Here is a 25,111-nt window from a genome sequence, read left to right as displayed (position 1 = left end):
AGTATCTTCGGTGGCGTGGCTGCCACCTTTGCCGATGTCGCGAAGTCCGAATACATCCTGCTCACGACGTTCACCAAGGACGGCAGGCCCAAGCCGACGGCGATCTGGGCGGCGTCCGACGGCGACGGGCTCGTGGCCATCACGCAGGAAAAATCGTGGAAGGTCAAGCGGATTCGCAACACGTCGCGGGTGACCATCGCGCCGTGCGACGTGCGCGGCAATCCGAAAGGCGAGCCGGTAGAGGCCGTCGCGACGGTCCTGGACAAGTCGGCCAACGGCGCGACCTACGAGGCGATCGGGAAGCGCTACGGGCTGCTGGGCAGGACCTTCAACCTCTTCTCCAAGCTGCGCGGCGGAATGAAGAACAACGTGACCATCGAGATCAAGCCTCGCTGACCATGGCCACCTTCGATGACATCGCGAACTCGAAGTACATCCTGCTGACGACGTTCACCAAGGACGGCAGGCCCAAACCGACACCGATCTGGGGCGCTCCCGACGGCGCGAAGCTGCTGGTCATCACCGACGACGGCTCGTGGAAGACCAAGCGCATCGCCAACACACCGCGGGTGACCATCCAGAAGTCCGGCGTGCTGGGCAAGCCGAAAGGCGAACCTGTCGAGGCCGTCGCCCGAGTGCTGCCGAAATCCGAAACGCGCCGGGTCTTCGAAAGGGTGACCAAGCGTTACTGGTACCACGCGTGGTGGTGGATCCCGCAGGCGCTGTTTCGTGGCGGCATCGACAAGGTGCACATCGGCATCGAAATCGAGCCGGCGGTCACGCCCGCGGGGTAGCCGTCAGGTGCTTGCCGAAGAACGAGAACACGCGATCCCAGGCGTCGTTCGTGGCGGCCTCGTTGTAGCCGAAGCCGGTGATCCGCAGCAGCGGTTGCGCCGGCAGCTTGTTGGCGAAGCTGTGCCCGGCATCCTGATAGACCTCGATGTCAGCGGGGATGCCCTTGTCCTGCACGACTTTCCGGAGCTTGTCTGCGGCCCCGATCCCCACCGGGTCTCGCCGGCCGAAACTGGCGACGATCGGGCACGCTCCGGTCAGCGTCTCGTCCAACGGGCGGGGCAGCGGCGTGCCGTAGAACGGTGCCGACGCGCCGAACCCCTTCGGCGACATCACCAACGCGAACTGTCCGCCCATGCAGAACCCCGCGATTCCCACCGCACCCGTGCACTGCGGCATCGCGAGCACGTGATCGCGCGCGGCCAGCACGTCGTCGAGCGCGCGGCCGCGTTTGGTGAGCAACTCGCGGAAGACCCGGGTGATGCAGCGCGCCCGCCCGCCGCGCGAGTACAGGTTCGGGGAGATCGCGAGAAAACCCGCCCCGGCCACCCGCGCCGAGATCGCCTCGTTGTCCGGGCCGTAGCCGATCGCGTCGTGCACCACCACCACCGCAGGCCACGGCCCCGGGCCGTCCGGAACGCCGAGCAACGCGTCGATCTGGCCGTCCGGGGTATCGATCTTGATCGTCGTCACGTCGTCAATCTACGGAACCGATCGGGTGGTCCGGACGTTTACCGCGTATGGCAATGCGGCTGTTCCTGATCTATGTGGTCATCGAGATCGCGGTCGTGGCGGCCCTGGTGTCGACGATCGGCGTCGGCTGGACGCTGCTGCTGTTGCTCGCGACGTTCGTGCTCGGCTTCGTCCTGGCCGGATCGCAGGTGAGGCGTCATCTCGGCCGGCTTCGCCGGGGGCTCACCCCGGCTAACCTGCACGGAGCCGCCGCCGACAGCGTGCTGGTCGCGCTCGGCACGGTGCTCGTCGTGATCCCGGGCCTGGCCAGTTCGGTGGCCGGGGCGGTGCTGCTGATTCCCGCCACCCGGGCGGCGGCCCGTCCACTGGTGACCGCGCTCGCCGCGCGCCGGATGCCGCTGATCACCGCGGGCGTGGCGGGCTACGGGGCGGCCAGCACACGGCGGGACTACATCGACGGTGAGGTTGTCGACGTCGTCGACGTCGAACCGCCCGCGGTGGAGCCCGCACCCCGCACCGCCCCGCCCCGCACCGACGAGGGGCGTGAGAACCTCCCGTAGGTGACAACCCTTCTGCTCAACGGGCGGGTGTACAGCCCCGCCATGCCCGACGCCACGGCACTCGCCGTCCGCGACGGTGTGATCGCATGGCTGGGCAGTGACGACGTGGGCCGCGGCCAATTCCCCGACGCGCAGGTCGTCGACCTCGGCGGCGCATTCGTCGCGCCGGCTTTCGTCGACAGCCACATCCACCTCACCGCCACCGGGCTCTCGCTGTCCGGGCTCGACCTGCGGCCGGCGACCTCGCTGCGGCACTGTATGCAACTGCTCAGCGACTACGCCCGCGCACATCCTCACGATCCGATCTGGGCGCACGGTTGGGACGAGTCGAACTGGCCTGAACGCATCCCGCCCAGCACCGAAGACGTGGATTCGGTCGTCGGTGACCGCCCCGTCTATCTGGCGCGGGTCGACGTCCACTCCGCCGCGGCGTCCACCGCGCTGCGCCGGCTGGTGCCGCACCTGCCCGAGGCGTCGGGCTTCGCCCCGCAAGGACCGCTGACCGGCGATGCGCACCATGTGATCCGCGCCGCCGCACGGGCACGGCTGAACCCTGAGCAGCGCGCCCGCGCACGATCGGAGGCGCTGAACGCGGCGGCGGCGTCGGGCATCGTCGCGGTGCACGAATGTGCAGGACCGGACATCGGCGGCCTCGACGACTGGGACGAGATCCGCGCCCTCGAGCACGGCGTCGAGATCGTCGGGTACTGGGGTGAGGCGGTCACCACCGCCGGTCAGGCGCACGAGCTGATCGAGCGCACCGGTGCCCGCGGGCTGGCCGGCGATCTCTTCGTCGACGGGGCGCTCGGGTCGCGCACGGCCTGGCTGCAGCAGCCGTACACCGACGCGCCCGACTGCTCTCCTGGACTGACTGGCACGGCCTACCTGGACCGCGAGGCCATCGCGGCTCACCTGCACGCCTGTACGGAGGCGGGCATAACGGCCGGCTTCCACGTGATCGGCGACGCGGCCGTCGCCGCTGTGGTCCAGGCGTTCGAGTCCGTCGTCGCGACGCTCGGCGCGCCCGCTGTCGCCCGGTGCGGGCATCGGCTCGAACACCTGGAGATGGTCACCGAAGAGCAGGCACGCCGACTCGGCGCGTGGGGCGTGCTCGCCAGCATGCAGCCGAATTTCGATGCGGTCTGGGGCGGTGAAACCGGGATGTACGCTCAGCGGCTCGGCGCCGACCGCGCCAGGTCGTTGAACCCCTTCGCGCTGTTAGCATCCCAAGGCGTGCCACTCGCGTTCGGCTCGGACAGCCCGGTCACGGGCATGGACCCGTGGGCGACGGTGCGCGCAGCGACGCGCCACCGGACACCGGGAAGTGCGTTGTCGCCGCGGGCGGCGTTCGCGGCGCTCACTCGCGGCGCCTGGCGGGCCGCCGGGGTGCGGGACGGGGTGACGGGCACCCTCGTTCCCGGTGCGCCGGCGTCGTATGCGATCTGGGAAGCTGACGACCTCGAGGTGAGCGCGCCGGCCGACGCGGTGCAACGCTGGTCGACCGACCAGCGGTCGCGGGTACCACCGCTGCCCCGGCTCGACGGCCCGTCGCCGCGGTGCCGGCAGACGGTCCATCGGGGTGTCGTCCTCCATGGTTGAAAACGATTCAAGGGCAACCCGATTCGGTCGGGCCGTGGTGGACCGGCTGCCGCAGCTCGGGGTGGCCATAGTCGCGGGGCTACTGTTGTGCCTGAGCTTCCCGCCGTTCGGCTGGTGGTATCTGGGTTTCGCCGCGTTCGCGCTGCTGGCCTGGGTGCTGACCCGCGAAACCACAACGGTGCGTGGCGGATTCGGGTACGGCTTCTTGTTCGGTGCGGCGTTCTACCTGCCGCTGCTGCCGTGGGTCGGCGCGTTCGTCGGCCCGGTACCCTGGATCGGATTGTCGCTGGTGCAGGCGCTGTTTCCCGCACTGTTCGGCGCCGCCGCGGTGGCGGTACACAAATTGCCGGGCTGGCCGCTGTGGTTCGCCGGGCTGTGGGCGGCACAGGAGTGGCTCAAGTCGACGGTGCCGTTCGGCGGGTTCCCCTGGGGCGTCGTCGCCTATGGCCAGACCGAGAGCCCAATTCGGTCGATCGCACAACTGGGCGGGGCGCCGCTGCTGTCCTTCGCCGTCGTGCTCATCGGGTTCGCGTTGGCGGCAATGGTTTTGGAGGTGGTGCAGTGGTGGAGTCGTGATAGCGGGCGCAACGCCGCACCGCCCGCCGTGGTGGTGCCGGGTGTGTGCATCAGCGTGGTGCTGCTCGTCACGGCGCTGACGTGGCCGCACGTTCGCCAGTCCGGGGTCGGCGCGGGCGACGACAGATCGATCACCGTCGCGGTCGTGCAGGGCAACGTGCCCCGGCTCGGGCTGGACTTCAACGCCCAGCGGCGCGCCGTGCTCGACAACCACGTCCGCGAGACCATGCGGCTGGCCGAGGAGGTGCGTGCCGGGCGGGCGCCGCAGCCGGTGTTCGTCGTCTGGCCGGAGAATTCCTCGGACATCGACCCGCTGGCCAACCCCGATGCGCGCGAGCTGATCTCCGGCGCCGCGGCGGCCATCAACGCGCCGATCCTGGTCGGTGGAGTGGTCGAGGCTCCCGGCGCCACCCCCGAAAAACCCACCTCGACGAACTCGGTGATCGTGTGGAATCCGGACACCGGGCCCGGCGAGCGTCACGACAAACAGATCGTGCAGCCCTTCGGCGAGTATCTGCCGTGGCGAGGTTTCTTCCGTCATTTCTCGAAGCATGCGGATCGCGCCGGGTACTTCGTTGCGGGCGACGGCACCGGGGTGGTGCACCCCGCCGGTGTTCCGGTCGGGGTGACCACCTGCTGGGAGGTGATCTTCGACCGGGCGCCCCGCGAGGCGGTGCGCAACGGCGCGCAACTGCTCGTCGTGCCCTCCAACAACGCGACCTTCACTGAATCGATGAGCGAGCAGCAGCTCGCGTTCGCCCGCCTGCGCGCGATCGAACACGACCGCTACGTCGTGGTGGCGGGGACGACCGGCATCAGCGCGATCGTCGCCCCAGATGGACGGGAGCTGGCCCGTACCGCGTTCTACGAGCCCGCGTACCTCGACGCCGCGGTGCGGCTGAAAACGCAGCTCACGGCGGCAACCCGGTGGGGTCCGCTGGTGGAGGGGCTGCTCATCGCCGTCGGCGTCGGGAGCCTGCTCGCCGCGATGCTGCACAATGGGGGCTTTGTGCGTCGTCGAGTGAGCGGCGACAACAAAGGTAGAGGAGCTACATGACGACGGGCCGGGCCCCCGGGGAAAGCCCAAGCCAGCGCACGCTGGTCATCATCCCCACCTACAACGAGCGGGAGAACCTGCCGTTGATCGTCGGCCGCGTCCAGCAGGCGCGGCCCGAAGTCCACATTCTGATCGTCGACGATGGCAGTCCCGACGGCACCGGCGCGCTGGCCGACGAGCTGGCTCTCGCCGACCCGGACCGCATCCACGTCATGCACCGCACCGCCAAGGGCGGCCTCGGCGCGGCCTATCTGGCCGGGTTCGCGTGGGGGTTGAGCCGCGAGTACGCCGTGCTCGTCGAGATGGACGCGGACGGCAGTCATCCGCCCGAGCAGCTGTCCCGGTTGCTCGACGCCGTCGACGCGGGGGCCGACCTCGCGATCGGCTCGCGCTACGTGCCCGGGGGAGAAGTGCGCAACTGGCCGCGTCGGCGCCTGGTGCTGTCGCGGACCGCCAACGGGTATTCCCGCATTTTGCTCGGCGTGGACATCCACGACATCACCGCCGGCTACCGCGCCTACCGGCGCGAGGTGCTGGAGAAAATCGACCTGACCGCCGTCGATTCGAAGGGATATTGCTTCCAGATCGATCTGACCTGGCGCACGATCAACAATGGGTTCGTCGTCGTCGAGGTGCCGATCACCTTCACCGAGCGTGAATTCGGTCAGTCCAAGATGAGCGGGTCCAACATCCGCGAAGCCCTGTTCAAGGTCGCTGACTGGGGCATCCGCGGCCGCTTCAACCGCGCCCGCGGGGTCGGCGTCACGCGCTGAGCGTCGTCGAAGGCCTAGCCCCGGCGGCGGGCCTTGATGATGTCGAGCCGCTCCTTGAGAAGCTCCTCGAGCTCCTCGACCGACCGGCGTTCCAACAGCATGTCCCAGTGCGTCCGCGGCGGCTTGGTCTTCTTCGGCTCGGGGGCGTCACCCTCGATGAGGGTGCCCTCCATACCGTTGCGGCACAGCCAGGTGTGGGGAATCTCGGCGTCGTCGGCGAACGGGACGTCGAACTCCTCGCCGTTGTCGGTGCGGTAGCGCGCGACCTGACGCGGCGCCAAGTCGTGGTTGCGGTCGGTCTCGTAGCTCACGGCTCCGAGGCGACTTCCCCTCAAGACACGATCAGCCATCGTCAAACACTCCTCGATCAGCGCGTAAAGATCCGGACAAACAACGCAGCAACACGCTGTGAAGTTCCCGACTCGACCGTCCATGTTACCGGGAATCGCCGGAGCCTCGGTTTACAGTCTGGCCTGTGGCACCCGGGATCAAGAAGCGTCTACGCCCCCAATCATGTCGCTGGTGCGGCCGTGTGGTCGACGACGTGGGGCTGGGCAGGCGCCGACAGTACTGCAGGCAGTCCTGCCGGCAACGCGCATACGAGCAGCGCAGCCTGATCAAGGACGCCTCGCTGGCCCCCGATGCGGTCGTCCTCAGCCCTGAGGAGGCCGCCGAACTGTCCGACCGGGTCTACCAGGTCAGGTGCGCCGCTGAAGACGTCGCGACGGCGGTCGACGAAGGCGCCGACCCCGGCGAACTGCGGGAGTTGTGCGACGCGCTGATGCAGGCTGCCAGGGCCGCCGACGGTTGGCGATGACCCGTCGGCCTTCCTGGTAGTTCATTGCGCCTTCGAACTGCCGGGCACCTGACTTGCCGTTACGATGAGCAGCAACGATCAGCCGATGAGCGCCGCAAAAATATCGAGCTGAATCGACCGTCAGGATCAACAGGGGAAAGCAGAAATGAAACACATCACCGTCGCCGGCGGACTCGCAGTGGCAGCCCTCCTCACCGCAGCGCCGGCACCGGCTGATACCGGCGAAGTCAGTTGCTCGCCGTGCGCTCACACAACCGGCGGCAACAGCTATGCCGGGGAACTCATCGAAGGCTGGACCGAAGCCCCGGGCAAGATGGTCGAGGGTTGGGCTGAGGCGCCTGGCAAACTTGTTCAGGGTTGGGCTGAGGCGCCTGGCAAACTTGTTCAGGGTTGGGCCGAGGCGCCCGGCAAGCTCGTTCAGGGCTGGGCGGAAATCCCAAGCAAGCTGGGGCCGCAGAGTTGGGCTGGCAACACCGACGACTCGGGCACCGACGACGGCGGCGACGAAGCAGCGGCGCCAGAATGACCCGCTACCAGAGGGGGCACACACCGACCGCGTAGTTTTCGGCAGGGCCGTGTCTTTCCCTCAGCCCGAATGAAAACCTTCAGGCCCGACGCTGCCGCACGTAGCGTCGAGCCACCGTGACCAGTCCAGTAGATCTCGCTGCACCCAACGCGCCCATTGCGCCCGTCCGATCGCCGAAACCCGGTTGGCGGCAACGAAAATGGGGTGCGATCAGGCTCGCCTCACCGGTGGTACTGCTTGCGCTCTGGCAACTGGGTAGCGCCGTTGGGTTGATCCCGCGGGACGTGTTGCCGGCACCGTCACTCATCTTCGAGGCGGGTGTCGAGTTGCTCTGCAACGGCCAACTGGCCGATGCACTGCACGTCTCGGGTATCCGGGTGCTCGAGGGTCTGCTCCTCGGCGGTGTCCTCGGCGTCGCGCTGGGTACGGCCGTCGGGTTGTCCCGCTGGATCGAAGCGAGCATCGATCCATCGATGCAGATGATCAGGGCGCTGCCGCATCTCGGGCTGATCCCGCTGTTCATCTTGTGGTTCGGCATCGGCGAACTGCCCAAGGTGCTGCTGATCGCCCTGGGGGTCAGCTTCCCGCTCTACCTGAACACCTTCTCAGCCATCCGCCAGGTCGACCCGAAACTGTTCGAAACCGCTCAGGTTCTGGGCTTTTCGTTCTGGCAGCGGTTCCGCCGCATCATCGTGCCGAGCGCGGCACCGCAGGTGCTCGTCGGCTTCCGGCAGTCGCTGGCGATCGCCTGGCTGACGCTGATCGTCGCCGAACAGATCAACGCGGACAGCGGAATCGGGTTCTTGGTCAACAACGCTCGCGACTTCCTCCGGATCGACATCATCATCTTCGGCCTGATCGTGTACGCGCTGCTCGGCATCGGCACCGACGGGATCGTCCGCACACTCGAACGACGCGCATTGAGGTACCGCTCATGACATTGACCGCCGCACCAGAACTGGACACCGCGGGCGAACTGCGGAACGTGAACAAGTGGTACGGCGACCATCACGTGCTCGTCGACGTGTCGCTACGCATCGGCCGCGGCGAGGTCGTCGCGCTGATCGGCCGCAGCGGGTCCGGTAAGTCGACCGTGCTGCGGGTGCTGGCCGGTCTGTCGACCGAGCACACCGGGGAGCGAGCCGTGCCGGACGCACCGGCGTTGGCGTTTCAAGAGCCGCGGCTCTTCCCCTGGCGCAGCGTGCGCACAAACGTGGTCTACGGGCTCACCCGCAGCGGACTGCGCAACGCCGAAGCCCATGCGCGGGCCGAGCGGGCGCTGACCGACTTGGGCCTCACCGACCGGGCCGATGCATGGCCGCTGACACTGTCCGGCGGTCAGGCGCAACGAGTTTCACTCGCCCGCGCGTTGGTCGCCGAGCCGGCGTTGTTGCTGCTCGACGAGCCGTTCGGCGCATTGGACGCGTTGACCCGGTTGAGCATGCGGCAGCTGTTGCTCGATCTGTGGCGTGAGCACGGCTTCGGGATCCTGCTTGTCACTCACGACGTCGACGAAGCTGTCGCGCTCGCCGACCGCGTCCTCGTCCTCGATGAGGGCCGAGTCGTGCACACCCTGCAGATCGCCGACCCGCGCACCTCCATCGGTGCAGATAACCACCGCTTAGAACTGCTCGACCAGCTCGGCGTGCAGAGCTGAAATCATCCGCCACCGAGGGGAATTGCCATGCCCAGAATCATCGCTGTACTCGTAATGCTCGGCGTCCTGCTCACCGGGTGCGTGTCGCGGGAGCAGAGCTCGGTTGCCCAGGAGGCGCCGGCCACCGTGCCGCTGTCCGAACTCGCCGGAGTCACACTCAACGTCGGCGACCAGAAGGGCGGCACCGAGGCGCTGCTACGCGCGTCCGGCGCGCTCGACGGCCTGCCGTACGCGATCAACTTCTCGACGTTCACCTCCGGGCCGCCGCAGATCGAGGCCGCCACCGCCGGCAAGATCGATTTCGCGATCACCGGTAACACTCCGCCGATCTTCGGCGCCGCCTCCAACGCCGAGGTCAAGGTGGTGTCGGCCTACGACGGCGGTGGATACGGTGACCAGATCCTGGTCCACGTCGACGCGCCCATCCAACGCGTGTCGGACCTGCGCGGTAGGAGCATCGCCGTCGCCAAAGGCAGTTCGGCGCACGGCCATACTTTGGTTCAGCTCAATCGCGCAGGGCTCAGCGTGTCCGACGTGAAGCTGGTGTTCCTACAACCCGCCGACGCGTTGTCGGCGTTCACCCAGCGCCGCGTCGACGTATGGGCGGTATGGGATCCCTACACCGCTCAGGCGCAGACGGATCTACCGGTGCGCAGCATCGCCCGCGCCACGGGCGTCACCAACGGCGCGGGATTCGGCATCGCGTCCGAGGCCGCATTGGCCGACCCCAAGCGCAACACCGCATTGAGCGATCTGCTGCAGCGCTACGCCAAGGCGGTGCGGTGGGCCAACGACCACCGCGAACAGTGGGCGAAGCGCTACGGCGAGGAGGTCGGTCTCGATCCCGCGGTCGCTGCGCTGGCGCAGGGCCGCAGCCTGCGGTTGCCCACCGATTTGTCGGACGAGTTGATCGCATCGGAGCAGGAGATGGCCGACCTGTTCGCGGAGTCCGAACAGATCGCGGCGGCACCGGATTTCGCGCAATGGGTCGACCGCCGCTACACCGATGTGCTCAAGCCCCTGTACCTGGATCGCAATTAGGAGTGTCGTTGCCAACCTCCGCCAAGTTCTTCTGGTTCCTGCCCACCAGCGGCGACAGCCGCTCCATCGTCGGCTCCTCGCACGCGTCGTCGCAGCAGACAGTGCCCGCCAACTATCGGCCGCCGACGCGGCGCTACCTGGCCGAGGTGGCCCGCGCCGCCGACCGCCTCGGCTACGAAGGAGTGCTCACCCCGACCGGAACCTGGTGCGAGGACGCCTGGTTGACCGCCTCGGCCCTGCTCGCCGAGACAGAGCGGCTGAAGTTTCTGGTCGCATTCCGGCCGGGGCTGACACCGCCCACACTCGCCGCGCAGCAGGCCGCCACGTTGCAGCGGTTCTCAGAGGGTCGTGTGCTGCTCAACATCGTCACCGGCGGCGACAACCTCGAGCAGCGCCGCTTCGGCGACTGGCTCGACCACGACGAGCGCTACGCGCGGACGGGGGAGTTCCTCCACATCGTCGACTCCGTCTGGCGTCAGCCGTCGGTCGATTTCGAGGGCGAGTACTACACCGTCGCCGACGCGCGGGTATGGACGCCGCCGGACCCATTGCCGCAGATCTACTTCGGCGGGTCCTCACCGGCGGCGATGCCGATCGCCGCACGGTACGTCGACGTGTATCTCACCTGGGGAGAGCCGCCACAGGCCGCGGCGGCGAAGATCGCCCGCGTCCGCAAGCTCGCCGAGGATCGCGGCCGCACCGTGCGATTCGGAATCCGGTTGCACACCATCAGTCGCGACACGGCGGAGGCTGCGTGGGCGGCCGCCGACGAGCTGCTCGCCGGGCTGAGCCCTGAGCAGATCGCCAAAGCCACTGAATTGCATGCGAAATCGGAGTCCGAGGGGCAGCGTCGGTTGACCGCCCTGCATGGTGGCCGGATCGACCAACTGGAGATCTACCCGAATTTGTGGGCCGGCGTCGGGCTGGTGCGCGGCGGTGCCGGCACGGCACTGGTCGGCAGTCATGAGGAGGTCGCCAACCTCATTTACGAGTACTACTCGCTTGGCTTCGACGAGTTCATCCTGTCGGGCTATCCGCACCTGGAGGAGGCGTACTGGTTCGCCGAGGGTGTGCTGCCCTTGCTGAAGCGGAAGGGCGTCGCCTGATCAGTGCGACGTGAGGCCCGGCGGGTCAGCAGCTGAACTTCTCGCCGGTCTGCGGGGGCGCGGTGACCGGTTGCAGGCAGCCGAACGGTTCGATGCCGGCGTCGCTGAACTTGACTGCGGACCGGTTCGCGTAATTGACGCAGAACAGCCCGACGGGATCCGCGCGGCAGCGGTAGTCGCCGAACGCCAACGTCTGGCCGTACGGCAGCTCGGGTCCGTCGCCGGCGGTGAACCGACCCGGATCGCCGTGCACGGATCCGACCGTCAGGCTGCTGCCGTCGTAGTCGACCCAGCCGCCCTTCCACTCACCGTAGGCGTCCGCCGGCCGCGGCGGCGGGTCGAGCAAATCCACCAGGCACGCCAGCGCGCCTTCGCTGTAGTCGGCATCGGTCATGCAGCTGGTCTTGCCCGATGGCGTCGTGAACGCGACATCGTCGCCGAGCTGTGTGGTCTGACCGTCGCGGGTGGCCGCGTGATACTGCGCGTCATCGGCAGGCTCGCCGGCCTCGATCCAGGCGATGACGGCGCCGACCGGCGCGCCGGCTGCGGGCGGAGCGACGGGCTTGGTGGTGCTCGGCGTGGTCGTGGTGACCGAGGGCGAACTCGCCGAGGGGGCCGGCGGAATCGGCTCGATTCGTTCGGCCTGCCCGCCGGTCGTCGAGGAACATCCCGCTACCAGCACAGACGCGATCAGCACAGCCATTCGCATACGGCCAGGCTAGCGGTCCGACACGGAATCCCTGACCAGGCGCGGCGGAAGACCATTGCTACCGTCGGATGATGCACGAACACACCGTCCGCGCAAAGATCTCCTCCGGCACGGTCGAGGGTTTCACCCGCGATGGGGTGAACCGGTGGCGCGCCATTCCCTATGCCCGCCCGCCGGTGGGTCCGCTGCGACTGCGCGCCCCCCAGCCCGTGCAGCCATGGCGCGGCGTGCGGTACTGCCACGGATACGGCAACTGTGCGCCGCAGCAACGCATGTACACGATGGTGGCGCCCGGCAAGTACCAGCCGATGAGCGAGGACTGCCTGACGCTCAACGTGGTGAGCCCGAAGAAGCGGTCGAAGACGGCTCTGCTGCCGGTGATGGTCTTCATTCACGGTGGCGGTTACTTCATGGGCAGTTCGGCCACGCCGATCTACGACGGTGCGGCGCTGGCACGCAACGGTTGTGTCTACGTCTCGGTCAACTACCGGTTGGGTGCGCTCGGCTGCCTGGACCTGTCGTCGTTGTCCAACACGGACGTCACGTTCGACGACAACCTGTACCTGCGCGACCTGGTGATGGCGCTGCGCTGGGTCCGCGACAACATCGCGGTGTTCGGCGGCGACCCCGACAAGGTGACGATCTTCGGCGAGAGCGCCGGTGCGCACGCCGTGGCCACGTTGCTCGCCGTACCCGCGGCCAAAGGGCTGTTCGCCCAAGCGATTTCCGAGAGTCCGGCCGCGGGAATGGTCCGCACTCCAGAGGTGGCGGCGCAATACGCGACGAGGTTCGCGGCGCTGCTCGGGGCGGGGGAGCACGACGGCGCCGACGCGGTGATGGCGGCCCGCCCCGCCGACCTGGTGACCGCGTTCGAACGGCTCGTCAAACAGGGGCAACGCGAGATGCTGGGAGCTTTCGCTGCGGGGCCCACCAGCGGCACCGACTATCTGCCGCTGGACCCGATCGAGGCGATGCGTAGCGGCACTGCGCACCGGGTGCCGCTGATCGTCGGGACCAATGCCGAGGAGGCGCGGTTGTTCGGCCGCTTCCTCAAGCTGCTGCCGATGTCGGAGCCGATGATCGAGCGGCTGCTCGCCGAAACCGAACCCGAAGAGCGCGAACGGATCACGGCGGCGTATCCGGGTTATCCGGATCAGCGCGCCTGCATCCAGTTCGGCGGCGACTTCGCGTTCGGCTCGGCCGCGTGGCAGATCGCCGAGGCGCACAGCCGCCATGCCCCGACCTACCTGTACCGCTACGACTACGCGCCGCGCCCCCTGCGTTGGTCGGGCCTGGGCGCCACGCATGCCACCGAACTGCTGGCCGTTTTCGACGTGTACCGCACGAAGTTCGGACGACTGCTCACCGCGGTCGGCGATCGCCGCACCGCGCTGCGCGTCAGCGATGACGTGCAGCATCGTTGGCGCGAGTTCGCCCGTACCGGTGTACCTGGCGCCGACTGGCCCGCCTACACCACCGCCGACCGTGCTGTGCGAGTGTTTGATCAGCGTCCGCGCATCGAGTACGACCCCCATGCCGCCCGCAGGGAAGCGTGGGAAGGCTTCTCGCTGGCCGCGCGATAGTGGTGGCCCGCCGGGCCCATGTCACACGGAGGTGACCAGTGTCCACGACCGACGTCGTCGAGCGTCCCGCTGACCTGACCGTCGACTGGCTGACGTCGTCGCTTGGCGCACCGGTCGCGGATTTCTCCTACGAACGCATCGGCACCGGCCAGATGAGCGAGTGCTACCGCGTCGCACTGACGTATTCGGGCGGCGACGACGGGCCGGCGTCGGTGGTGCTCAAGGTCGCCGCCAGCGACCCGGTCAGCAGGCAGACCGGGTTGGCGCTCGGCCTCTACGAACGCGAGGTGCGGTTCTACACCGACATCGCGCCGCGCATCGGCGGACCGGTCGCGCCGTGCTTCTCGTCCGCCTTCAACGCCGACACCGGCGCGTTCCATCTCTTGCTCGGCGACGCGGGACCCGCGATCGTCGGCGACGAAATCCGCGGCGCTTCAGCCGAACAGGCGATTCTGGCGTTGGCCGAACTCGGCCGGCTGCACGGCCCGCTACTGGACGACGCGGCGGCGGCCAGCGCCGACTGGCTCAACCGGGACGCACCGGTCGACCAGGCGCTGATCTCTGGGCTGTACGCCGGATTCGCGGAGCGCTACGCCGACAAGATCGCGCCCGAGCACCGCCTGGTGTGCGAACGGTTGGTCGGCAGCTTCGACGCATATCTGGAGGCCGAGGCCGAGGCCGACCGGGTCAAAGGACTCGTGCACGGCGACTACCGCCTCGACAACATGCTGTTCGGGCAACCCGGCGCCGATCGGCCGCTCACCGTGGTGGACTGGCAGACCGTCACGTGGGGGCCGGCGATGACTGATGTGGCGTACTTCTTGGGTTGCGCGCTGCCCGTCGAGGTGCGTCGCGAGCACTACGACGCGCTGCTGGGCGCCTACCACCGCGCGCTCGGGTCGGGCGCGCCGATCAGTTTCGAGGATGTCCGCGACGGCGTGCGCAGGCAGAGTTTCTTCGGGGTGATGATGGCGATCATCTCCTCGATGCTGGTCGAGCGGACCGACCGCGGCGACGAGATGTTCATGACCATGCTGAAGCGTCACTGCGAGCACGTTCTCGATGTCAACGCGCTGAGTGTGTTGCCCGAACCGGTTGCCCCCGAGCCGCTTTGCCCGTCGGTGGAAGACGAAGGCGAACATCCCGCCGGCGACGAGCCGCTGTGGAACGAAAGCTGGTACTTCGACTTCATCGACCCACAGCAGGAGATCGGGGGATGGGTCCGGCTCGGGCTGTACCCGAACCTGAAGACCTCGTGGGTCAACGGATTGGTGTGCGGTCCGGGTATCCCGACGTACGCCCTGCTCGACTTCGAGGACACCGGCGCCATCGAACTGGTGCTCACGGCCGCCGAACCGCTGAAGACGTACCGCGTCACGATGCGCGGACGCGGTCAGGCGTACGACGATCCGGCAGCACTGCTGCGTGACGAGCCGGGCAGGCCGGTCGATGTGTCGATGGAACTGGAGTGGACGACCGCGGGAACGCCGTATCTGTACCGGATGACCCCGAGATATGAGATTCCGTGCACGGTGTCGGGCGCGGTTCGGGTGGACGGGCGAGATTTCACGTTCACCGACGTGCCCGGGCAGCGCGACCACTCCTGGGGCGTGCGCGACTGGTGGGCGATGGACTGGGTGTGGAGCGCGATGCACCTGGACGACGGCACCCGCCTGCACGGCGTCGACATCCGCATTCCCGGTGCGCCGCCGCTCGGAATCGGCTATGTGCAAGCGCCCGACGAGCCGTTGATCGAGCTGCAGACGGTAACGGCGCGAGAGACGTTCGCTGACAACGGTTTACCGATGCAGACAGCGCTCACGCTCACTCCCGGAGACGTCACGGCGACGGTCGAGGTTCGCGGCCACGCGCCCGTTCTGTTGACCTCACCCGACGGCCGCATCAGCCACTTTCCGCGCGCCTGGGCCACGGTGACGACGGCCGACGGCCGCACGGGCGTCGGCTGGCTGGAGTGGAACCGCAACCAACCGTAGCTCTTCGTGCCGCGAGCGGGCGTTACCGCGGCGCGTACATGATCATGCCCACGCCGACGAGGCAGATCAGGGCGCCCGCAACGTCCCATCGGTCGGGCCGGAAGCCGTCGGCGACCATGCCCCAGGCGAGCGAACCGGCGATGAAGACCCCGCCGTAGGCGGCCAACACGCGGCCGAAGTGGGCGTCGGGTTGAAACGCGGCGACGAAACCGTAAGCGCCCAGAGCCATCACACCCGCGCCGATCCACCACCAACCGCGGTGCTCGCGCACACCCTGCCACACCAGCCATGCGCCGCCGATCTCGAGAACCGCCGCGAGGGCGAACAGCACCACCGATTTGAGCACCATCACGACACTCAGCGTGCCTCACTCAGCGTGCCGTGAGCGTGCACGAAATGCTGTCAGCCGCGGCGTGTCGTGCGCAGACGTGCACGCTCGCGGACAAGAGATCAGCTCAGGCGGGCGCTGTCGTCGTCGAGGTCATCGCGGCTGAGTCCCATCGGCGTCGCGGCGGGCACGTCACCGCCGGCGATCACCTTGCGGGTGATCGGGGTCAAGGCGCGAAACAGCGCCTCGACCTCACCATCGTCCAGGGCGTCGAGTGCAGGCAGCGCAATTCTGTCCGTGCTGTCCTCGATCCGCTGCTTGAGGTCCCGCCCTGCATCGGTGAGGCCACCGCCGCGGAGGAGTCCGCGGCGCGCGAGGCGGTCCTCGTAGATCCGCCACTGTTCGTCGTCGTAGTCGCGGCTGCGCATGATCATCTCCTTGGGCACCCGGCCAGCCGCAGCGTGCACGACATTGCTCTCGCGACCCGATACCCCATGGGCGACGAGCATCGCGACGTGGCCGTCGCCGCGCTGTTCCCGCAGCAGCGTGGTCGCATGCCAGAGCTTGGCCAACGGCTCGTCCGGCCACGGCAGCGCCGCATTGGCGGCGAACAGGACGCGGCCCTCCAGCGAGGCGTTACGCGCCGCCTTGGCCGCAAGATCCGCCGCGATAGCCACGTCGTCGCCGTCGCCCACGCCGTACCGCTTCAGCGCCGCCACCGCGGAGTCCAGTCGAGCGCGCAGCGCCTCGGCCGGCGCTGCGACGTCCCATGCCGCGGGCAAGGCTTTGGCGACGCGGTGAGGGGCGAAGTTGTAGAACGCGGCCGTCACCACGTCAGCGGGTACCACCCCGAACGGTGCCGACTGGGCCGCAAAGTAGCCCATCCAGAATCCCTTGTAGCCCAGGCCGTCGAGCGCGGCGCGAGCCTCGGGAGCGAAGTAGGTGACGGCGTGCACGGGTTCGAGTCGCTCGAAGAATCGGCGCGCCAGGGTTGGTTGCCTGTCCACCTCGGTAGTTAACCACGATCCCCGCCGCCGGTTCCTGAAGACGGCGCCGACATGCGGCATGCGGTCTAGCCTGGCTCTGAAAACTCTTCGGATACAGCTGAACTCGCCTCGTCGATGATGGCGCGCATCGCCTTCTCGGCGGCTGCTTCGTCGCGCATTCTGATCGCTCTTGCGACCTCGTCATGCAGGTCGATGGCGGCCGGGTTCGGTGTCGCGGGCATCATGCCGTGATGCGTCCGCCCGGTGAGTACCTCGGCGACCACGGCGTCCAGCGCACGGAACATCTCGTTCCCGCTGGCCTCGAGCAAGGTCCGATGAAACAGCTTGTCGGCCTCCAGGTAGGCGTCGAGGTCACCGGCCCGCCCGTGCATCACCATGTCCGAAACGGCGGCCGCCATGATGCGGCACTGATCTGGATCGGCCCGCCGCGCGGCCAACGCCGCCGCGGCGGGTTCGAAGCCGCGGCGCAGCTCGGAGAGCGAAACCAGTTGAGCGGCACGATCGCCGGCATCCAACCGCCAGCGAATCAATCGGGGGTCGAAGACGTTCCACTTCTGGGCGGGCTGAATGGTGATCCCGACCCTGCGCCGCGATTCCACCATGCCCATCGACTCGAGCACGCGGATCGCCTCGCGCGCGACGCTGCGTGACAGCCCGTGCCGCGCGCTCACTCCGTCGAGGGTGAGCACCGCCCCGGCTGGATACTCTCCGGAAACGATCGCCGTCCCCAGCGCAGTGAGCAGACCGCCGTGCAACGCGCCGACGATTGGTTCAGACGCCACGCATACATCTTTTCATAGGTTTGCCTACCAGGTTAAAGACATATCTTTGTGTAACCCTATTGCAATAGTATGCCTTTTAAGGCATGCTGTGTGACGCCAAACACAAACTGAGTAGGTGGAGGAATGGCCTCACCAATCGTCGTCATGGGCGTCTCGGGCTCCGGAAAGTCGACCGTCGGCGCCGCGCTGGCGCAGCGCTTGCGGGTTCCGTTCGCCGACGCGGACGACTTCCATCCGCCGGCGAACGTCGCGAAGATGACCGCCGGTGAACCGCTGAACGACGACGACCGCTATCCGTGGCTGGAAGCGATCGGTCAATGGTTGGCCGAGCGGTGCACCGCCGGCGGGGTGATGAGCTGCTCGGCGCTCAAGCGCAAATACCGCGACCAGTTGCGGCGGCACTGCTCCGGCATCGAAATGCTGCATCTGACCGGGACACCGGAGGTCATCGCCAGGCGACAGGCCAGCCGACCCGGTCACTTCATGCCCGCCTCGCTGCTGGCCTCGCAATTCGACACACTCGAACCACTGGAACCCGATGAGCGCGGCGTCGCTATCGATGTCGACCAGAGCATCGATGCCATCGTCGAAAGTTACGTGGTCTCAACCGATGTGCGCTCAACCGAGGAGAACTGATGAACACTGCAACCCGGGGGTCGGGCCCGCGCCCGGCGCCACGGAGTCCCATAGTCGCTACCCCAACGTAAAGGCGTGAGACGTCCGGAACGCACCGGGCAATGAAGAATTCGGAGGCCTCATGGAAGCAATCAGTCCCGCTTACGGAGCCGGCACGCTCCTGCTGATCGCCGCGGGAGCGGTTGCGGTCCTGCTGTTCTTGATCATGAAGGTCAAGATGCATGCGTTCGTCGCGCTCGTCCTGGTCAGCGTGCTGACGGCGCTGGTTGCCGGCATCCCCGTGGGCGATGTCCCCGACGCGCTGAGCTTCGGCTTCTCCAACACCCTCGGTTCGGTAGCGCTGCTGGTCGGCTTCGGCGTCATGCTGGGCCGCCTTCTCGAGCTCACCGGCGGCGCACAAATACTCGCCGACACACTCATCGGCCGGTTCGGCCAGAAGCGGGCACCCTTCGCGCTCGGTGTCGCGGCGTTGCTCTTCGGCTTTCCGATCTTCTTCGACGCCGGCCTGGTCGTATTCCTGCCGATAATCATGACCGTCGCGCGGCGTTTCGGAGGTTCGCTGCTGCTGTACGGACTGCCGGCCGCGGGGGCGTTCGCGGCCATGCACACACTTGTGCCGCCGCATCCTGGACCGGTCGCGGCCGCCGAAGCGCTCGGCGCGAGCATCGGAGTGAGCCTGCTCGTCGGTTTCCCTATCGCCCTGCTGTCGTGGTACATCGGCGTTTTGCTCGTGTCGCGGGTGATCGGACGCCGGGTCCACATCGATGTTCCGACAGCATTGTTCGGCGATATGAACGGTGGGTCGGACGCTGACGTCGACGGCGACGCGGTCACCGACCGCGACGGCGCGAGTGCCGGGGGAGTGGCCACCGCGGCACGTACGGCGCCGTCCTTTGCGACCGTCCTTGGCGTACTACTTCTTCCGTTCGTGTTGATCTCCTTCAATACCGTGCTCGACACCCTGATGTCCGCCGGCCTGCTGGCCGAGGATGCGGCCTGGGCGCGCTACCTGATGTTGCTCGGCAACACCAGCGTGGCGCTGCTCATCACGGTGATCGTGGCCAGTGTGGTGTTGGGCCTGCGCCGCGGACGCTCGATGGACGAGGTCAGCACCATCTTCGACAAGGCGCTGGGACCGATCTGCTCGGTCATCCTGATTACTGGCGCAGGCGGCATGTTCGGCGGCGTGTTGAGGCTGACCGGTATCGGGAATGCGCTGAGCGACTCGCTGTCGGGACTCGGGATGTCCCTCATCGTTCAGGCCTTCATCATCGCGACGCTGCTGCGGGTGGCCCAAGGCTCGGCCACCGTTGCGCTGACGACCACGGCCGGTCTGCTCAGCGCCGCGGCTGCCGAGGGAGCCCTGAGCAATCTTCAGCTCGCGCTGCTGGTCATTGCGATGGCCGCCGGGGCGACCGTACTCTCACACGTCAACGACTCGGGTTTCTGGCTGGTGAGTCGATTCTTCGGAATGGACGTGAAGACCACACTCAAGACTTGGACGGTGATGGAGACGACGCTCGGGCTGACCGCGTTCGCGTTCAGCCTTGTCGTGTGGATTGTCATCTGACGCCAAACCCGTTCGGGCTTACCGTAACTCGCGCGTGGAGCGTCAGCCCTTGACGACCTGGGTGCCGCCTGCGAGCTCGTCGTGCTTGCCCTGCTTGGTCGGGCTTCCGCTGATCGTGACTGCGATGACGATGATCGCGATGACCCCGAGTAGCCCGCCGACGAACGGTATGACCGGAAGCACCGTCCAGGAATTGCGGATGGCCGACTGCGCGGCCGTGGGCTTGGGCGCCCCGCCGGGGCCGAGAACCCTGAGCCCCAGCACCTTCTTGCCGGGTGTCCAGCCTTGAGTGGTCTCGAAGGCGAAGAAGTAGAGGAACATCAGGACCCCGGTGAACAGGCCGGTCACCATGATGTTGGAGGCGCTGTCGGTCGCGAACGCGAGCAGCCAGCTCACGATTGCCACGATGATTCCGTCGATGAGCCGGGCGAGCCAGCGCAGGAGCAGGCCACCGGGCTGCCCGCTTGTCGAATAGCCGCCGTACTGACCGGGGTCGGGTCCGAAGTTTCCGCTCGTCATTCGGGTCAATGTACCGGTGAGCGGCACCGGTCAGGGTCCCTTTGGCGCGCGCCGTCGGGAGCCTCAGCGAAGCTTGCGCTGTTGGCGTTTGGCTTCTTTGCGCGCCTGCTCGGCCTGCTTCCGCGCCGTCTTGGCTTGCTTGCCCGCGGTCTCGGCGAGCTCCGCGGCCCGACCGCGCGCGGTCTCGGCCAGTTCGGGTGCGCGGTCGCGAGCCACGTCGGCGAACTCCGAACCCCGCTCGCGCGCGACGTCGGCGAGTACCGCTCCTCGTTTGCGCGCGACTTCGGCGATCTCCGGTCCCCGTTCGCGTGCGACGTCGGCCAGTTCGGCACCGCGCTTGCGGGCCAACTCGGCGATCTCCGGGCCGCGCTCGCGCGCAACCTCGGCGAGCTCGGCGCCGCGTTCGCGGGCGACGACGGCGAGCTCACGACCCCGTTCCGCGCCGACGTGCAGGCCGTGGCCGACTTTGTCCGCGAGCGCACTGTCAGAGAGCGCGCCACCGGCGGCCGCGCCGACGGGCAGCGCCGCAGTGACCGCTTCGGACACCTTGTGTGCCGCCCGTCGACCCCGCCAGCCCAGCGAGGGTTTGCCTTCGGTGTCGACCGCGGCGATGATCAACCCGCCGATCAAGCTCACATCGGTGATGAATGCGCGGCGTTCGTCGGCTTTGCGCTGCGGGTCGGTCTCGCTCCAGAACGTATGCCCGCCAAGGCTGCCAGGCACGACGCTGAGCGCGAGCGCCGCCGAGGCCACCCGTGGCAGTTTGCCGGTGGCAAGAAGCAGCCCGCCGCCGATCTGGACGGCCGCAGTGGCCCGGGCGACGGTCTCGGCGTTGGCGGGCACGTTGGTGCCGACCGGATCGGGCAGCTTGCTCAACCCCTCCAGGGTGGGACGTGCGGCGTCGGCCGCCGGTTTCGGGCTGCGTAAGGCCTCGACACCCCTGGCGATGAAGGCTGCTGACAGCATCGGGCGCGCGATACGTCGAATCAACATGGCGCAGGAGTTCCCAGGCGGATCAGGGCGCAAACGTCAATATCGTGCGGCGTCGGAGCCACGTCGGCGAAGCGGCAGGGCGTACCAGAACACGGCGAGTGCGACCAGCGAGACCCCACCGGCGATCCAGGCCGGAGTCCGCCCGACGACGGTGTCGAAGATGATCGTCGCCACGCCGGCGAGGGCCATGCCCAGCAGCTGCATGCCGATGAGTGCGTAGATGTGCGCCGAGGACACCAGCGCTTTCATGCGGCGACGGCGGAACAGCAGTCGGTGCATGCTGACGGGGGCGATCAGCAGTATCGTCGCCCCGATCGAGCAGCCCACGGTGACCAGATACACCGTCCGCATGACGAGGTCCAGCTCGTAGAAGTGGTCGGTGAACGGCAAGATCAGCAGAAAGCCGGTGAGCAGCTGGACTCCGGTCTGCGCGACCCGCAGCTCCTGCAGAAGGCTCGACCAATTGCGGTCCAACCGTTGAGTTTCCGTCTCGTAGCGGCCGTCGTCCCCACGCTTGTGCGCCTCGGGGTGCTCGATGTCCACAGCTGATTTTGGCAGCCTGTCCGGCGACCGGCCCTCCGAATAGTGGTTTTCCGGTTTCGCGGTGAGCTTTGCCTGCTCATCCCACGTCGTCGCGAGTGCCTCTGCCAGGGTGAATGAAGATGCCCTCGGCCTCGACGGTGACGCCTTCGTCGTCGGCGATATTCCCGACCGCGAAAGTCTTGACACCGTCGACGCGGTCGACGTGGGCCGCGGCGCGCAGCGGTCGTCCCAGTCGGGTGCCGCGACGATAGCGCAGCGTCAAAGTGCCGGTGACCGCAGGCATTCCGGGTTTATGCGCGGTGGCGCCGAGAACATGATCCAGCAGCATCGCGCACACCCCGCCGTGCACATGTCCGGCCGCACCTTCGAAAGCCGCGCCGAGCACGAAATCCGCCCACACTGATCCATCGGCCTGGTGGTGCACGATCAGCGGGGGAGCGACGGGGTTGCGCACCCCCATCACGACGTTGCCCCACGCCATGAGCGCTCCGTCTTCGGTGTGCTCAAGGCCGAACGAGCCGACTCGCAGCGTGGCGCTCTCGAGTTGCTCTGCGGCGCAGTCGATGTTGTCGATCGCGGCCTTGACCGTCGCCTCGTCCGCGTGCGTGCGGATGCTGACGTCGATGAGTCGACGGACCGACTCCGTAAGCGGTTCGTAAACCGACCGCAGCTGCTCTAGTTCAGAAGTCGTCACCGCCTCAGCCTCGGGGGATCGGTGGCGGGCCGCAACACCATGTCCCGGCCAGTGGTGAGACGACGACCTATCTGACCTGCCATTGTTAGTCTGGGCGGATGGCCGACGACGCATCTGGCGCCAAGCCGAACTTGGCGGCGACCAGTTTTGCGCTGCTGGGCATGCTGTCGTACGAGTACGAACTCTCGGGCTACGACATCCGCAAGTGGATCGAATGGAGCATGCGCTTCTACTACGGAAGCCCGGCGTACAGCCAGATCTACACCGAGCTCAAGAAGTTGGAGAAACTCGGCCTGGTCACGTCGCGCTCGGACGACACGGGCGCGCGCAATCGCCGGTTGTACAAGATCACCGAGGCGGGCCTCGATGCGGTCACGCGGTGGGCGAACGAAGCCCCGGTCGATCCACCCAATCTCAAGCATGGGCCGCTGCTGCGGGTGACGTTGGCACATCTGACGACACCCGAACGGCTCAAAGAGGTACTGCAGGAACACGTGGCGTATGCCGACGAGATGCATCGCAACGCCGCCAAGGACGCCCGGTGGGCGGGCGCGGATCCGTCCTGGGCGTACGCCCGGGTGGCGCTGCAGTGGGCCGAGCGGTACTACGCCAACGAGCGCGAGCTGGCGTTGAAGATGATCAAAGAGCTTGACGAGGCTCAGGCTTCGTTCCCCAAGGCCGGAGAAGGTGGCCGGACGAAGGTTCCGTGGCCGGCACCCGAGTACTGGTACGAGATCGAGAAGAAGGCCGAAGCCGACGACTGACTATCCGGTGGCCGCGTCGTGAGCCGCGATGTAGCCGTACACCAGTCCCTGCGCGATCGTCGCGCCGGCGCCGGGGTAGGTGGCTCCGAATGCGTTGGCGGCGGTGTTTCCGATCGCATACAGCCCGCCGATGGCGGAGCCGTCCTCGCGTAGCACCCGTGCCCGATCGTCGGCGCGTAGGCCGCCACAGGTTCCCAGATCGCTGAGCACCATCTTCACCGCGTAGAACGGGCCGCGCTCGAGCGCACGCAGATTCGGGTTCGGCGTGATGGTCAGGTCTCCGTAGTAGCGGTCATAGGCGCTGCGGCCGCGTCCGAAGTCTGAATCCTGTCCGGCACGGGCCATCTCGTTGAACCGCTGCACGGTCGCAGCGAACTGCGATTCCGGTACGCCGATCTTGCGGCCGAGGTCGGCGACGTCGTCGGCGCGGTGCGCGATGCCGGCGTCATACCACGCCGCCGGAATGGCCATCCGTGGGTACAGATCTGCGGCGAAGACGTAACTGTTCCGGTACTTCTGGTCGAACACGATCCACATGGATTCGACCGGGTTGCCCGCGCGTTCACGTTCCAGCACCTGCTGGCCGAACGACATGTAGTCCGTCGCTTCGTTGACGAACCGGTTGCCCGTCTGATCGACGATCAGCGATCCAGGCAGTGAGCGTTCGGCCAGCATCACCTTGGGAGCACCGCCGGGCAGCGCGGCGACAGCCGGAAACCACCACGACTGGTCCATGAGATCGATTGCGGCGCCGACCTCCTGGGCGACGCGGATCGCGTCCCCGGTGTTGGTCTCCGCGCCGAGGCTTGCATGTTCGCCGAGCGATTCCGATTGGAACTTCCAGCGCATGTCCATGCTGTGGTCGAAGCCACCGGCCGCGAGCACGACGCCGCGGCGGGCGACGGCGGTGATCGAACGGCCTCGGTGGTCGAGGACCGCTCCGGTCACGCGGCCGTCGTCATCGGTGGTGAGGCGCTGCAACGACGTTGCGGTCCAGACCGGGATGCCGGCCTGGCGCACACCGGCGAACAGTCCGGCGGCCAGCGCCTGACCACCCGCCGCGTACCGGCGGCCCAACAGCAGACCGCCGACGCCTTGGCCGAGCCGTTTCACCACCAGCGGCAAACCTTTTCGGGGGACCCGCGCCATCAGGTTGAGCCAGCGGTAGTCGGCACCCGTCGTCGGCATCGGGATCTTCACTTCCATGACACCGGGACGCAGTCGGGAGCGGTACTCGCCGAGCACGGCGGTGTCCAGCGGACGGCACTCGCATGTCCGGCCCGCCGCCGAACCGCCCGGCGCCTCAGGGTGATAGTCCGAGTAGTCCTTTGCCCAGAACAGCCGCATCGGTGTGGTGCGGCGCAGCAGGTCGATGGTCGCGTCGACGTGTGCGAGAAATGCGGCGGATCGTTGCGTGGGTGCGGTGCCGTCGACGACGGCGTCCAGATAGGTCTGTGCCCGCTGCGCGGTGTCGCCGCCACCGCTCTCTGCGAGCACCCGGCTGGCGGGAAACCACAGCGCTCCGCCGGAACGCGCCGTCGAACCGCCGACGTAATCGGATTTCTCGACGATCAAGACGCTCAGGCCCTGTTCGCGGGCCGCCAGCGCGGCCGCCATCCCGGTGCCGGATCCCACGACCAGAAGGTCCACGGTGCAGTCCTCGACGGTCACGCTCGAGGGGATGGTGGGGTGCGGCGCAGTGGTCACGGCCTGACGCTAGGCCGTCTCGGCGCCCGATGGCATCAGATGTCCTGATGAGCGGAACGATCTGTGTTGCGCCGCTGCGTGCGGG

28 protein-coding genes are annotated in these 25,111 nt (G+C 67.6%); 17 read left to right on the top strand and 11 right to left on the bottom strand.

From position 1 onward, the window contains the following. The first annotated feature begins 15 nt into the window (after positions 1-15). Positions 16-396 carry a PPOX class F420-dependent oxidoreductase gene (locus AU188_RS05690; RefSeq protein WP_059162756.1) on the top strand — a complete coding sequence of 127 codons (381 nt, stop codon included), beginning with the start codon at positions 16-18 and terminating at the stop codon, positions 394-396. 2 nt (positions 397-398) lie between these two features. Beyond that, positions 399-794 carry a PPOX class F420-dependent oxidoreductase gene (locus tag AU188_RS05685; RefSeq protein ID WP_059162755.1) on the top strand — a complete coding sequence of 132 codons (396 nt, stop codon included), beginning with the start codon at positions 399-401 and terminating at the stop codon, positions 792-794. Here AU188_RS05685 and AU188_RS05680 read toward each other — a convergent pair. Continuing rightward, a complete protein-coding gene (locus AU188_RS05680; RefSeq protein ID WP_059162754.1) occupies positions 778-1,485 on the bottom strand; it encodes a dienelactone hydrolase family protein in 708 nt (235 codons plus the stop codon). The two genes, AU188_RS05685 and AU188_RS05680, sit on opposite strands and share 17 nt — an antisense overlap. A gap of 47 nt (positions 1,486-1,532) precedes the next feature. On the opposite strand from AU188_RS05680, the gene AU188_RS05675 reads away from it, so the two are divergent. From AU188_RS05675 to AU188_RS26035, 4 genes are read left to right on the top strand one after another with little or no spacing between them, the layout of a single operon-like run. Beyond that, positions 1,533-2,045, top strand: coding sequence for an FxsA family protein (locus AU188_RS05675; RefSeq protein ID WP_059162753.1), 513 nt, complete (start codon positions 1,533-1,535; stop codon positions 2,043-2,045). Next, the gene (locus tag AU188_RS05670; protein ID WP_059162752.1) at positions 2,046-3,644 is read left to right on the top strand and encodes an amidohydrolase; all 1,599 of its coding nucleotides are present in this window, start codon (positions 2,046-2,048) and stop codon (positions 3,642-3,644) included. Then, a complete protein-coding gene (gene lnt, locus AU188_RS05665) occupies positions 3,637-5,277 on the top strand; it encodes an apolipoprotein N-acyltransferase (protein ID WP_059162751.1) in 1,641 nt (546 codons plus the stop codon). Before AU188_RS05670 ends, lnt begins: the two co-directional genes overlap by 8 nt. After that, complete coding sequence (locus tag AU188_RS26035; protein ID WP_059162750.1) at positions 5,274-6,050, top strand: polyprenol monophosphomannose synthase; 777 nt, start codon at positions 5,274-5,276, stop codon at positions 6,048-6,050. The genes lnt and AU188_RS26035 overlap by 4 nt, the downstream gene beginning before the upstream one ends. 14 nt (positions 6,051-6,064) lie before the next feature. Here AU188_RS26035 and rbpA read toward each other — a convergent pair whose 3' ends face one another. After that, entirely contained in the window at positions 6,065-6,400 is a 336-nt protein-coding gene (gene rbpA / locus AU188_RS05655) for an RNA polymerase-binding protein RbpA (RefSeq protein ID WP_059102195.1), read from the bottom strand. Between the two features lie 137 nt (positions 6,401-6,537). Here rbpA and AU188_RS05650 point away from each other — a divergent pair, with 137 nt between their 5' ends. From AU188_RS05650 to AU188_RS05625, 6 genes are all read left to right on the top strand, one after another. Further along, positions 6,538-6,867, top strand: coding sequence for a hypothetical protein (locus AU188_RS05650; protein WP_082686509.1), 330 nt, complete (start codon positions 6,538-6,540; stop codon positions 6,865-6,867). Between the two features lie 145 nt (positions 6,868-7,012). After that, complete coding sequence (locus AU188_RS05645) at positions 7,013-7,393, top strand: hypothetical protein (RefSeq protein ID WP_059162748.1); 381 nt, start codon at positions 7,013-7,015, stop codon at positions 7,391-7,393. Between the two features lie 116 nt (positions 7,394-7,509). Next, positions 7,510-8,331 (top strand): ABC transporter permease, encoded by an 822-nt coding sequence (locus AU188_RS05640; RefSeq protein ID WP_172799403.1) that lies wholly within the window; start codon positions 7,510-7,512, stop codon positions 8,329-8,331. Further along, positions 8,328-9,050, top strand: a complete 723-nt coding sequence (locus AU188_RS05635; protein ID WP_059162747.1) for an ABC transporter ATP-binding protein — start codon at positions 8,328-8,330, stop codon at positions 9,048-9,050. The genes AU188_RS05640 and AU188_RS05635 overlap by 4 nt, the downstream gene beginning before the upstream one ends. Before the next feature lie 27 nt (positions 9,051-9,077). After that, positions 9,078-10,091: an ABC transporter substrate-binding protein gene (locus AU188_RS05630; protein ID WP_059162746.1), complete on the top strand. Its 1,014-nt coding sequence runs from the start codon at positions 9,078-9,080 to the stop codon at positions 10,089-10,091. Between the two features lie 8 nt (positions 10,092-10,099). Further along, positions 10,100-11,197 carry an LLM class flavin-dependent oxidoreductase gene (locus tag AU188_RS05625; RefSeq protein ID WP_059162795.1) on the top strand — a complete coding sequence of 366 codons (1,098 nt, stop codon included), beginning with the start codon at positions 10,100-10,102 and terminating at the stop codon, positions 11,195-11,197. Positions 11,198-11,222: 25 nt separating this feature from the next. Here AU188_RS05625 and AU188_RS05620 read toward each other — a convergent pair whose 3' ends face one another. Beyond that, complete coding sequence (locus AU188_RS05620) at positions 11,223-11,906, bottom strand: hypothetical protein (protein ID WP_059162745.1); 684 nt, start codon at positions 11,904-11,906, stop codon at positions 11,223-11,225. Between the two features lie 71 nt (positions 11,907-11,977). Between AU188_RS05620 and AU188_RS05615 the strand changes: the two genes are divergently transcribed. Together AU188_RS05615 and AU188_RS05610 are read left to right on the top strand one after the other, a co-directional pair. Next, entirely contained in the window at positions 11,978-13,489 is a 1,512-nt protein-coding gene (locus AU188_RS05615; RefSeq protein WP_059162794.1) for a carboxylesterase/lipase family protein, read from the top strand. Between the two features lie 38 nt (positions 13,490-13,527). Then, positions 13,528-15,483: a DUF7064 domain-containing protein gene (locus tag AU188_RS05610; protein ID WP_059162744.1), complete on the top strand. Its 1,956-nt coding sequence runs from the start codon at positions 13,528-13,530 to the stop codon at positions 15,481-15,483. A 22-nt stretch (positions 15,484-15,505) separates the two neighbouring features. Here the strand turns inward: AU188_RS05610 and AU188_RS05605 are convergent, their stop codons facing one another. The 3 genes from AU188_RS05605 to AU188_RS05595 all read right to left on the bottom strand — a co-directional run bounded on the left by AU188_RS05605 (position 15,506) and on the right by AU188_RS05595 (position 17,600). Beyond that, positions 15,506-15,832, bottom strand: a complete 327-nt coding sequence (locus tag AU188_RS05605) for a YnfA family protein (protein ID WP_059162743.1) — start codon at positions 15,830-15,832, stop codon at positions 15,506-15,508. A gap of 101 nt (positions 15,833-15,933) precedes the next feature. Continuing rightward, positions 15,934-16,818 carry an SCO6745 family protein gene (locus AU188_RS05600; protein ID WP_059162742.1) on the bottom strand — a complete coding sequence of 295 codons (885 nt, stop codon included), beginning with the start codon at positions 16,816-16,818 and terminating at the stop codon, positions 15,934-15,936. A gap of 65 nt (positions 16,819-16,883) precedes the next feature. Continuing rightward, positions 16,884-17,600 (bottom strand): FadR/GntR family transcriptional regulator, encoded by a 717-nt coding sequence (locus AU188_RS05595; protein ID WP_059162741.1) that lies wholly within the window; start codon positions 17,598-17,600, stop codon positions 16,884-16,886. Positions 17,601-17,723: 123 nt separating this feature from the next. On the opposite strand from AU188_RS05595, the gene AU188_RS05590 reads away from it, so the two are divergent. Beyond that, a complete protein-coding gene (locus AU188_RS05590) occupies positions 17,724-18,236 on the top strand; it encodes a gluconokinase (RefSeq protein ID WP_059162740.1) in 513 nt (170 codons plus the stop codon). A gap of 121 nt (positions 18,237-18,357) precedes the next feature. After that, the gene (locus AU188_RS05585; protein ID WP_059162739.1) at positions 18,358-19,806 is read left to right on the top strand and encodes a GntP family permease; all 1,449 of its coding nucleotides are present in this window, start codon (positions 18,358-18,360) and stop codon (positions 19,804-19,806) included. Positions 19,807-19,848: 42 nt separating this feature from the next. On the opposite strand, the gene AU188_RS05580 is transcribed toward AU188_RS05585, so the two are convergent. From AU188_RS05580 to AU188_RS05565, 4 genes are all read right to left on the bottom strand, one after another. Next, positions 19,849-20,325 (bottom strand): RDD family protein, encoded by a 477-nt coding sequence (locus AU188_RS05580; protein WP_059162738.1) that lies wholly within the window; start codon positions 20,323-20,325, stop codon positions 19,849-19,851. Positions 20,326-20,388: 63 nt separating this feature from the next. Then, the gene (locus AU188_RS05575) at positions 20,389-21,318 is read right to left on the bottom strand and encodes a DoxX family protein (RefSeq protein WP_059162737.1); all 930 of its coding nucleotides are present in this window, start codon (positions 21,316-21,318) and stop codon (positions 20,389-20,391) included. Between the two features lie 36 nt (positions 21,319-21,354). Next, positions 21,355-21,861 carry a DUF6328 family protein gene (locus AU188_RS05570; RefSeq protein ID WP_059162736.1) on the bottom strand — a complete coding sequence of 169 codons (507 nt, stop codon included), beginning with the start codon at positions 21,859-21,861 and terminating at the stop codon, positions 21,355-21,357. Between the two features lie 76 nt (positions 21,862-21,937). Then, entirely contained in the window at positions 21,938-22,555 is a 618-nt protein-coding gene (locus AU188_RS05565) for a PaaI family thioesterase (RefSeq protein ID WP_059162735.1), read from the bottom strand. Positions 22,556-22,653: 98 nt separating this feature from the next. Between AU188_RS05565 and AU188_RS05560 the strand changes: the two genes are divergently transcribed. Continuing rightward, entirely contained in the window at positions 22,654-23,319 is a 666-nt protein-coding gene (locus AU188_RS05560; protein WP_059162734.1) for a PadR family transcriptional regulator, read from the top strand. Here AU188_RS05560 and AU188_RS05555 read toward each other — a convergent pair whose 3' ends face one another. Then, positions 23,320-25,026, bottom strand: a complete 1,707-nt coding sequence (locus AU188_RS05555; RefSeq protein WP_059162733.1) for a 3-ketosteroid-delta-1-dehydrogenase — start codon at positions 25,024-25,026, stop codon at positions 23,320-23,322. Between the last annotated feature and the right edge of the window lie 85 nt (positions 25,027-25,111).

Origin of the sequence: Mycobacterium sp. IS-3022 (genome assembly GCF_001500065.1) — a bacterium.
Lineage (GTDB): Bacteria > Actinomycetota > Actinomycetes > Mycobacteriales > Mycobacteriaceae > Mycobacterium.
Note: the sequence above shows the minus strand (reverse complement) of the source record. Positions and strands in the feature narration are given on the sequence as shown.

Coding starts and splice junctions, on each gene's coding strand:
- AU188_RS05685 (WP_059162755.1), top strand. CDS start 399: ATGGCCACCTTCGATGACATCGCGAACTCGAAGTACATCCTGCTGACG.
- AU188_RS05675 (WP_059162753.1), top strand. CDS start 1,533: ATGGCAATGCGGCTGTTCCTGATCTATGTGGTCATCGAGATCGCGGTC.
- lnt (WP_059162751.1), top strand. CDS start 3,637: ATGGTTGAAAACGATTCAAGGGCAACCCGATTCGGTCGGGCCGTGGTG.
- AU188_RS26035 (WP_059162750.1), top strand. CDS start 5,274: ATGACGACGGGCCGGGCCCCCGGGGAAAGCCCAAGCCAGCGCACGCTG.
- rbpA (WP_059102195.1), bottom strand. CDS start 6,400: ATGGCTGATCGTGTCTTGAGGGGAAGTCGCCTCGGAGCCGTGAGCTAC.
- AU188_RS05645 (WP_059162748.1), top strand. CDS start 7,013: ATGAAACACATCACCGTCGCCGGCGGACTCGCAGTGGCAGCCCTCCTC.
- AU188_RS05635 (WP_059162747.1), top strand. CDS start 8,328: ATGACATTGACCGCCGCACCAGAACTGGACACCGCGGGCGAACTGCGG.
- AU188_RS05630 (WP_059162746.1), top strand. CDS start 9,078: ATGCCCAGAATCATCGCTGTACTCGTAATGCTCGGCGTCCTGCTCACC.
- AU188_RS05620 (WP_059162745.1), bottom strand. CDS start 11,906: ATGCGAATGGCTGTGCTGATCGCGTCTGTGCTGGTAGCGGGATGTTCC.
- AU188_RS05615 (WP_059162794.1), top strand. CDS start 11,978: ATGCACGAACACACCGTCCGCGCAAAGATCTCCTCCGGCACGGTCGAG.
- AU188_RS05605 (WP_059162743.1), bottom strand. CDS start 15,832: ATGGTGCTCAAATCGGTGGTGCTGTTCGCCCTCGCGGCGGTTCTCGAG.
- AU188_RS05590 (WP_059162740.1), top strand. CDS start 17,724: ATGGCCTCACCAATCGTCGTCATGGGCGTCTCGGGCTCCGGAAAGTCG.
- AU188_RS05585 (WP_059162739.1), top strand. CDS start 18,358: ATGGAAGCAATCAGTCCCGCTTACGGAGCCGGCACGCTCCTGCTGATC.
- AU188_RS05580 (WP_059162738.1), bottom strand. CDS start 20,325: ATGACGAGCGGAAACTTCGGACCCGACCCCGGTCAGTACGGCGGCTAT.
- AU188_RS05575 (WP_059162737.1), bottom strand. CDS start 21,318: ATGTTGATTCGACGTATCGCGCGCCCGATGCTGTCAGCAGCCTTCATC.
- AU188_RS05560 (WP_059162734.1), top strand. CDS start 22,654: ATGGCCGACGACGCATCTGGCGCCAAGCCGAACTTGGCGGCGACCAGT.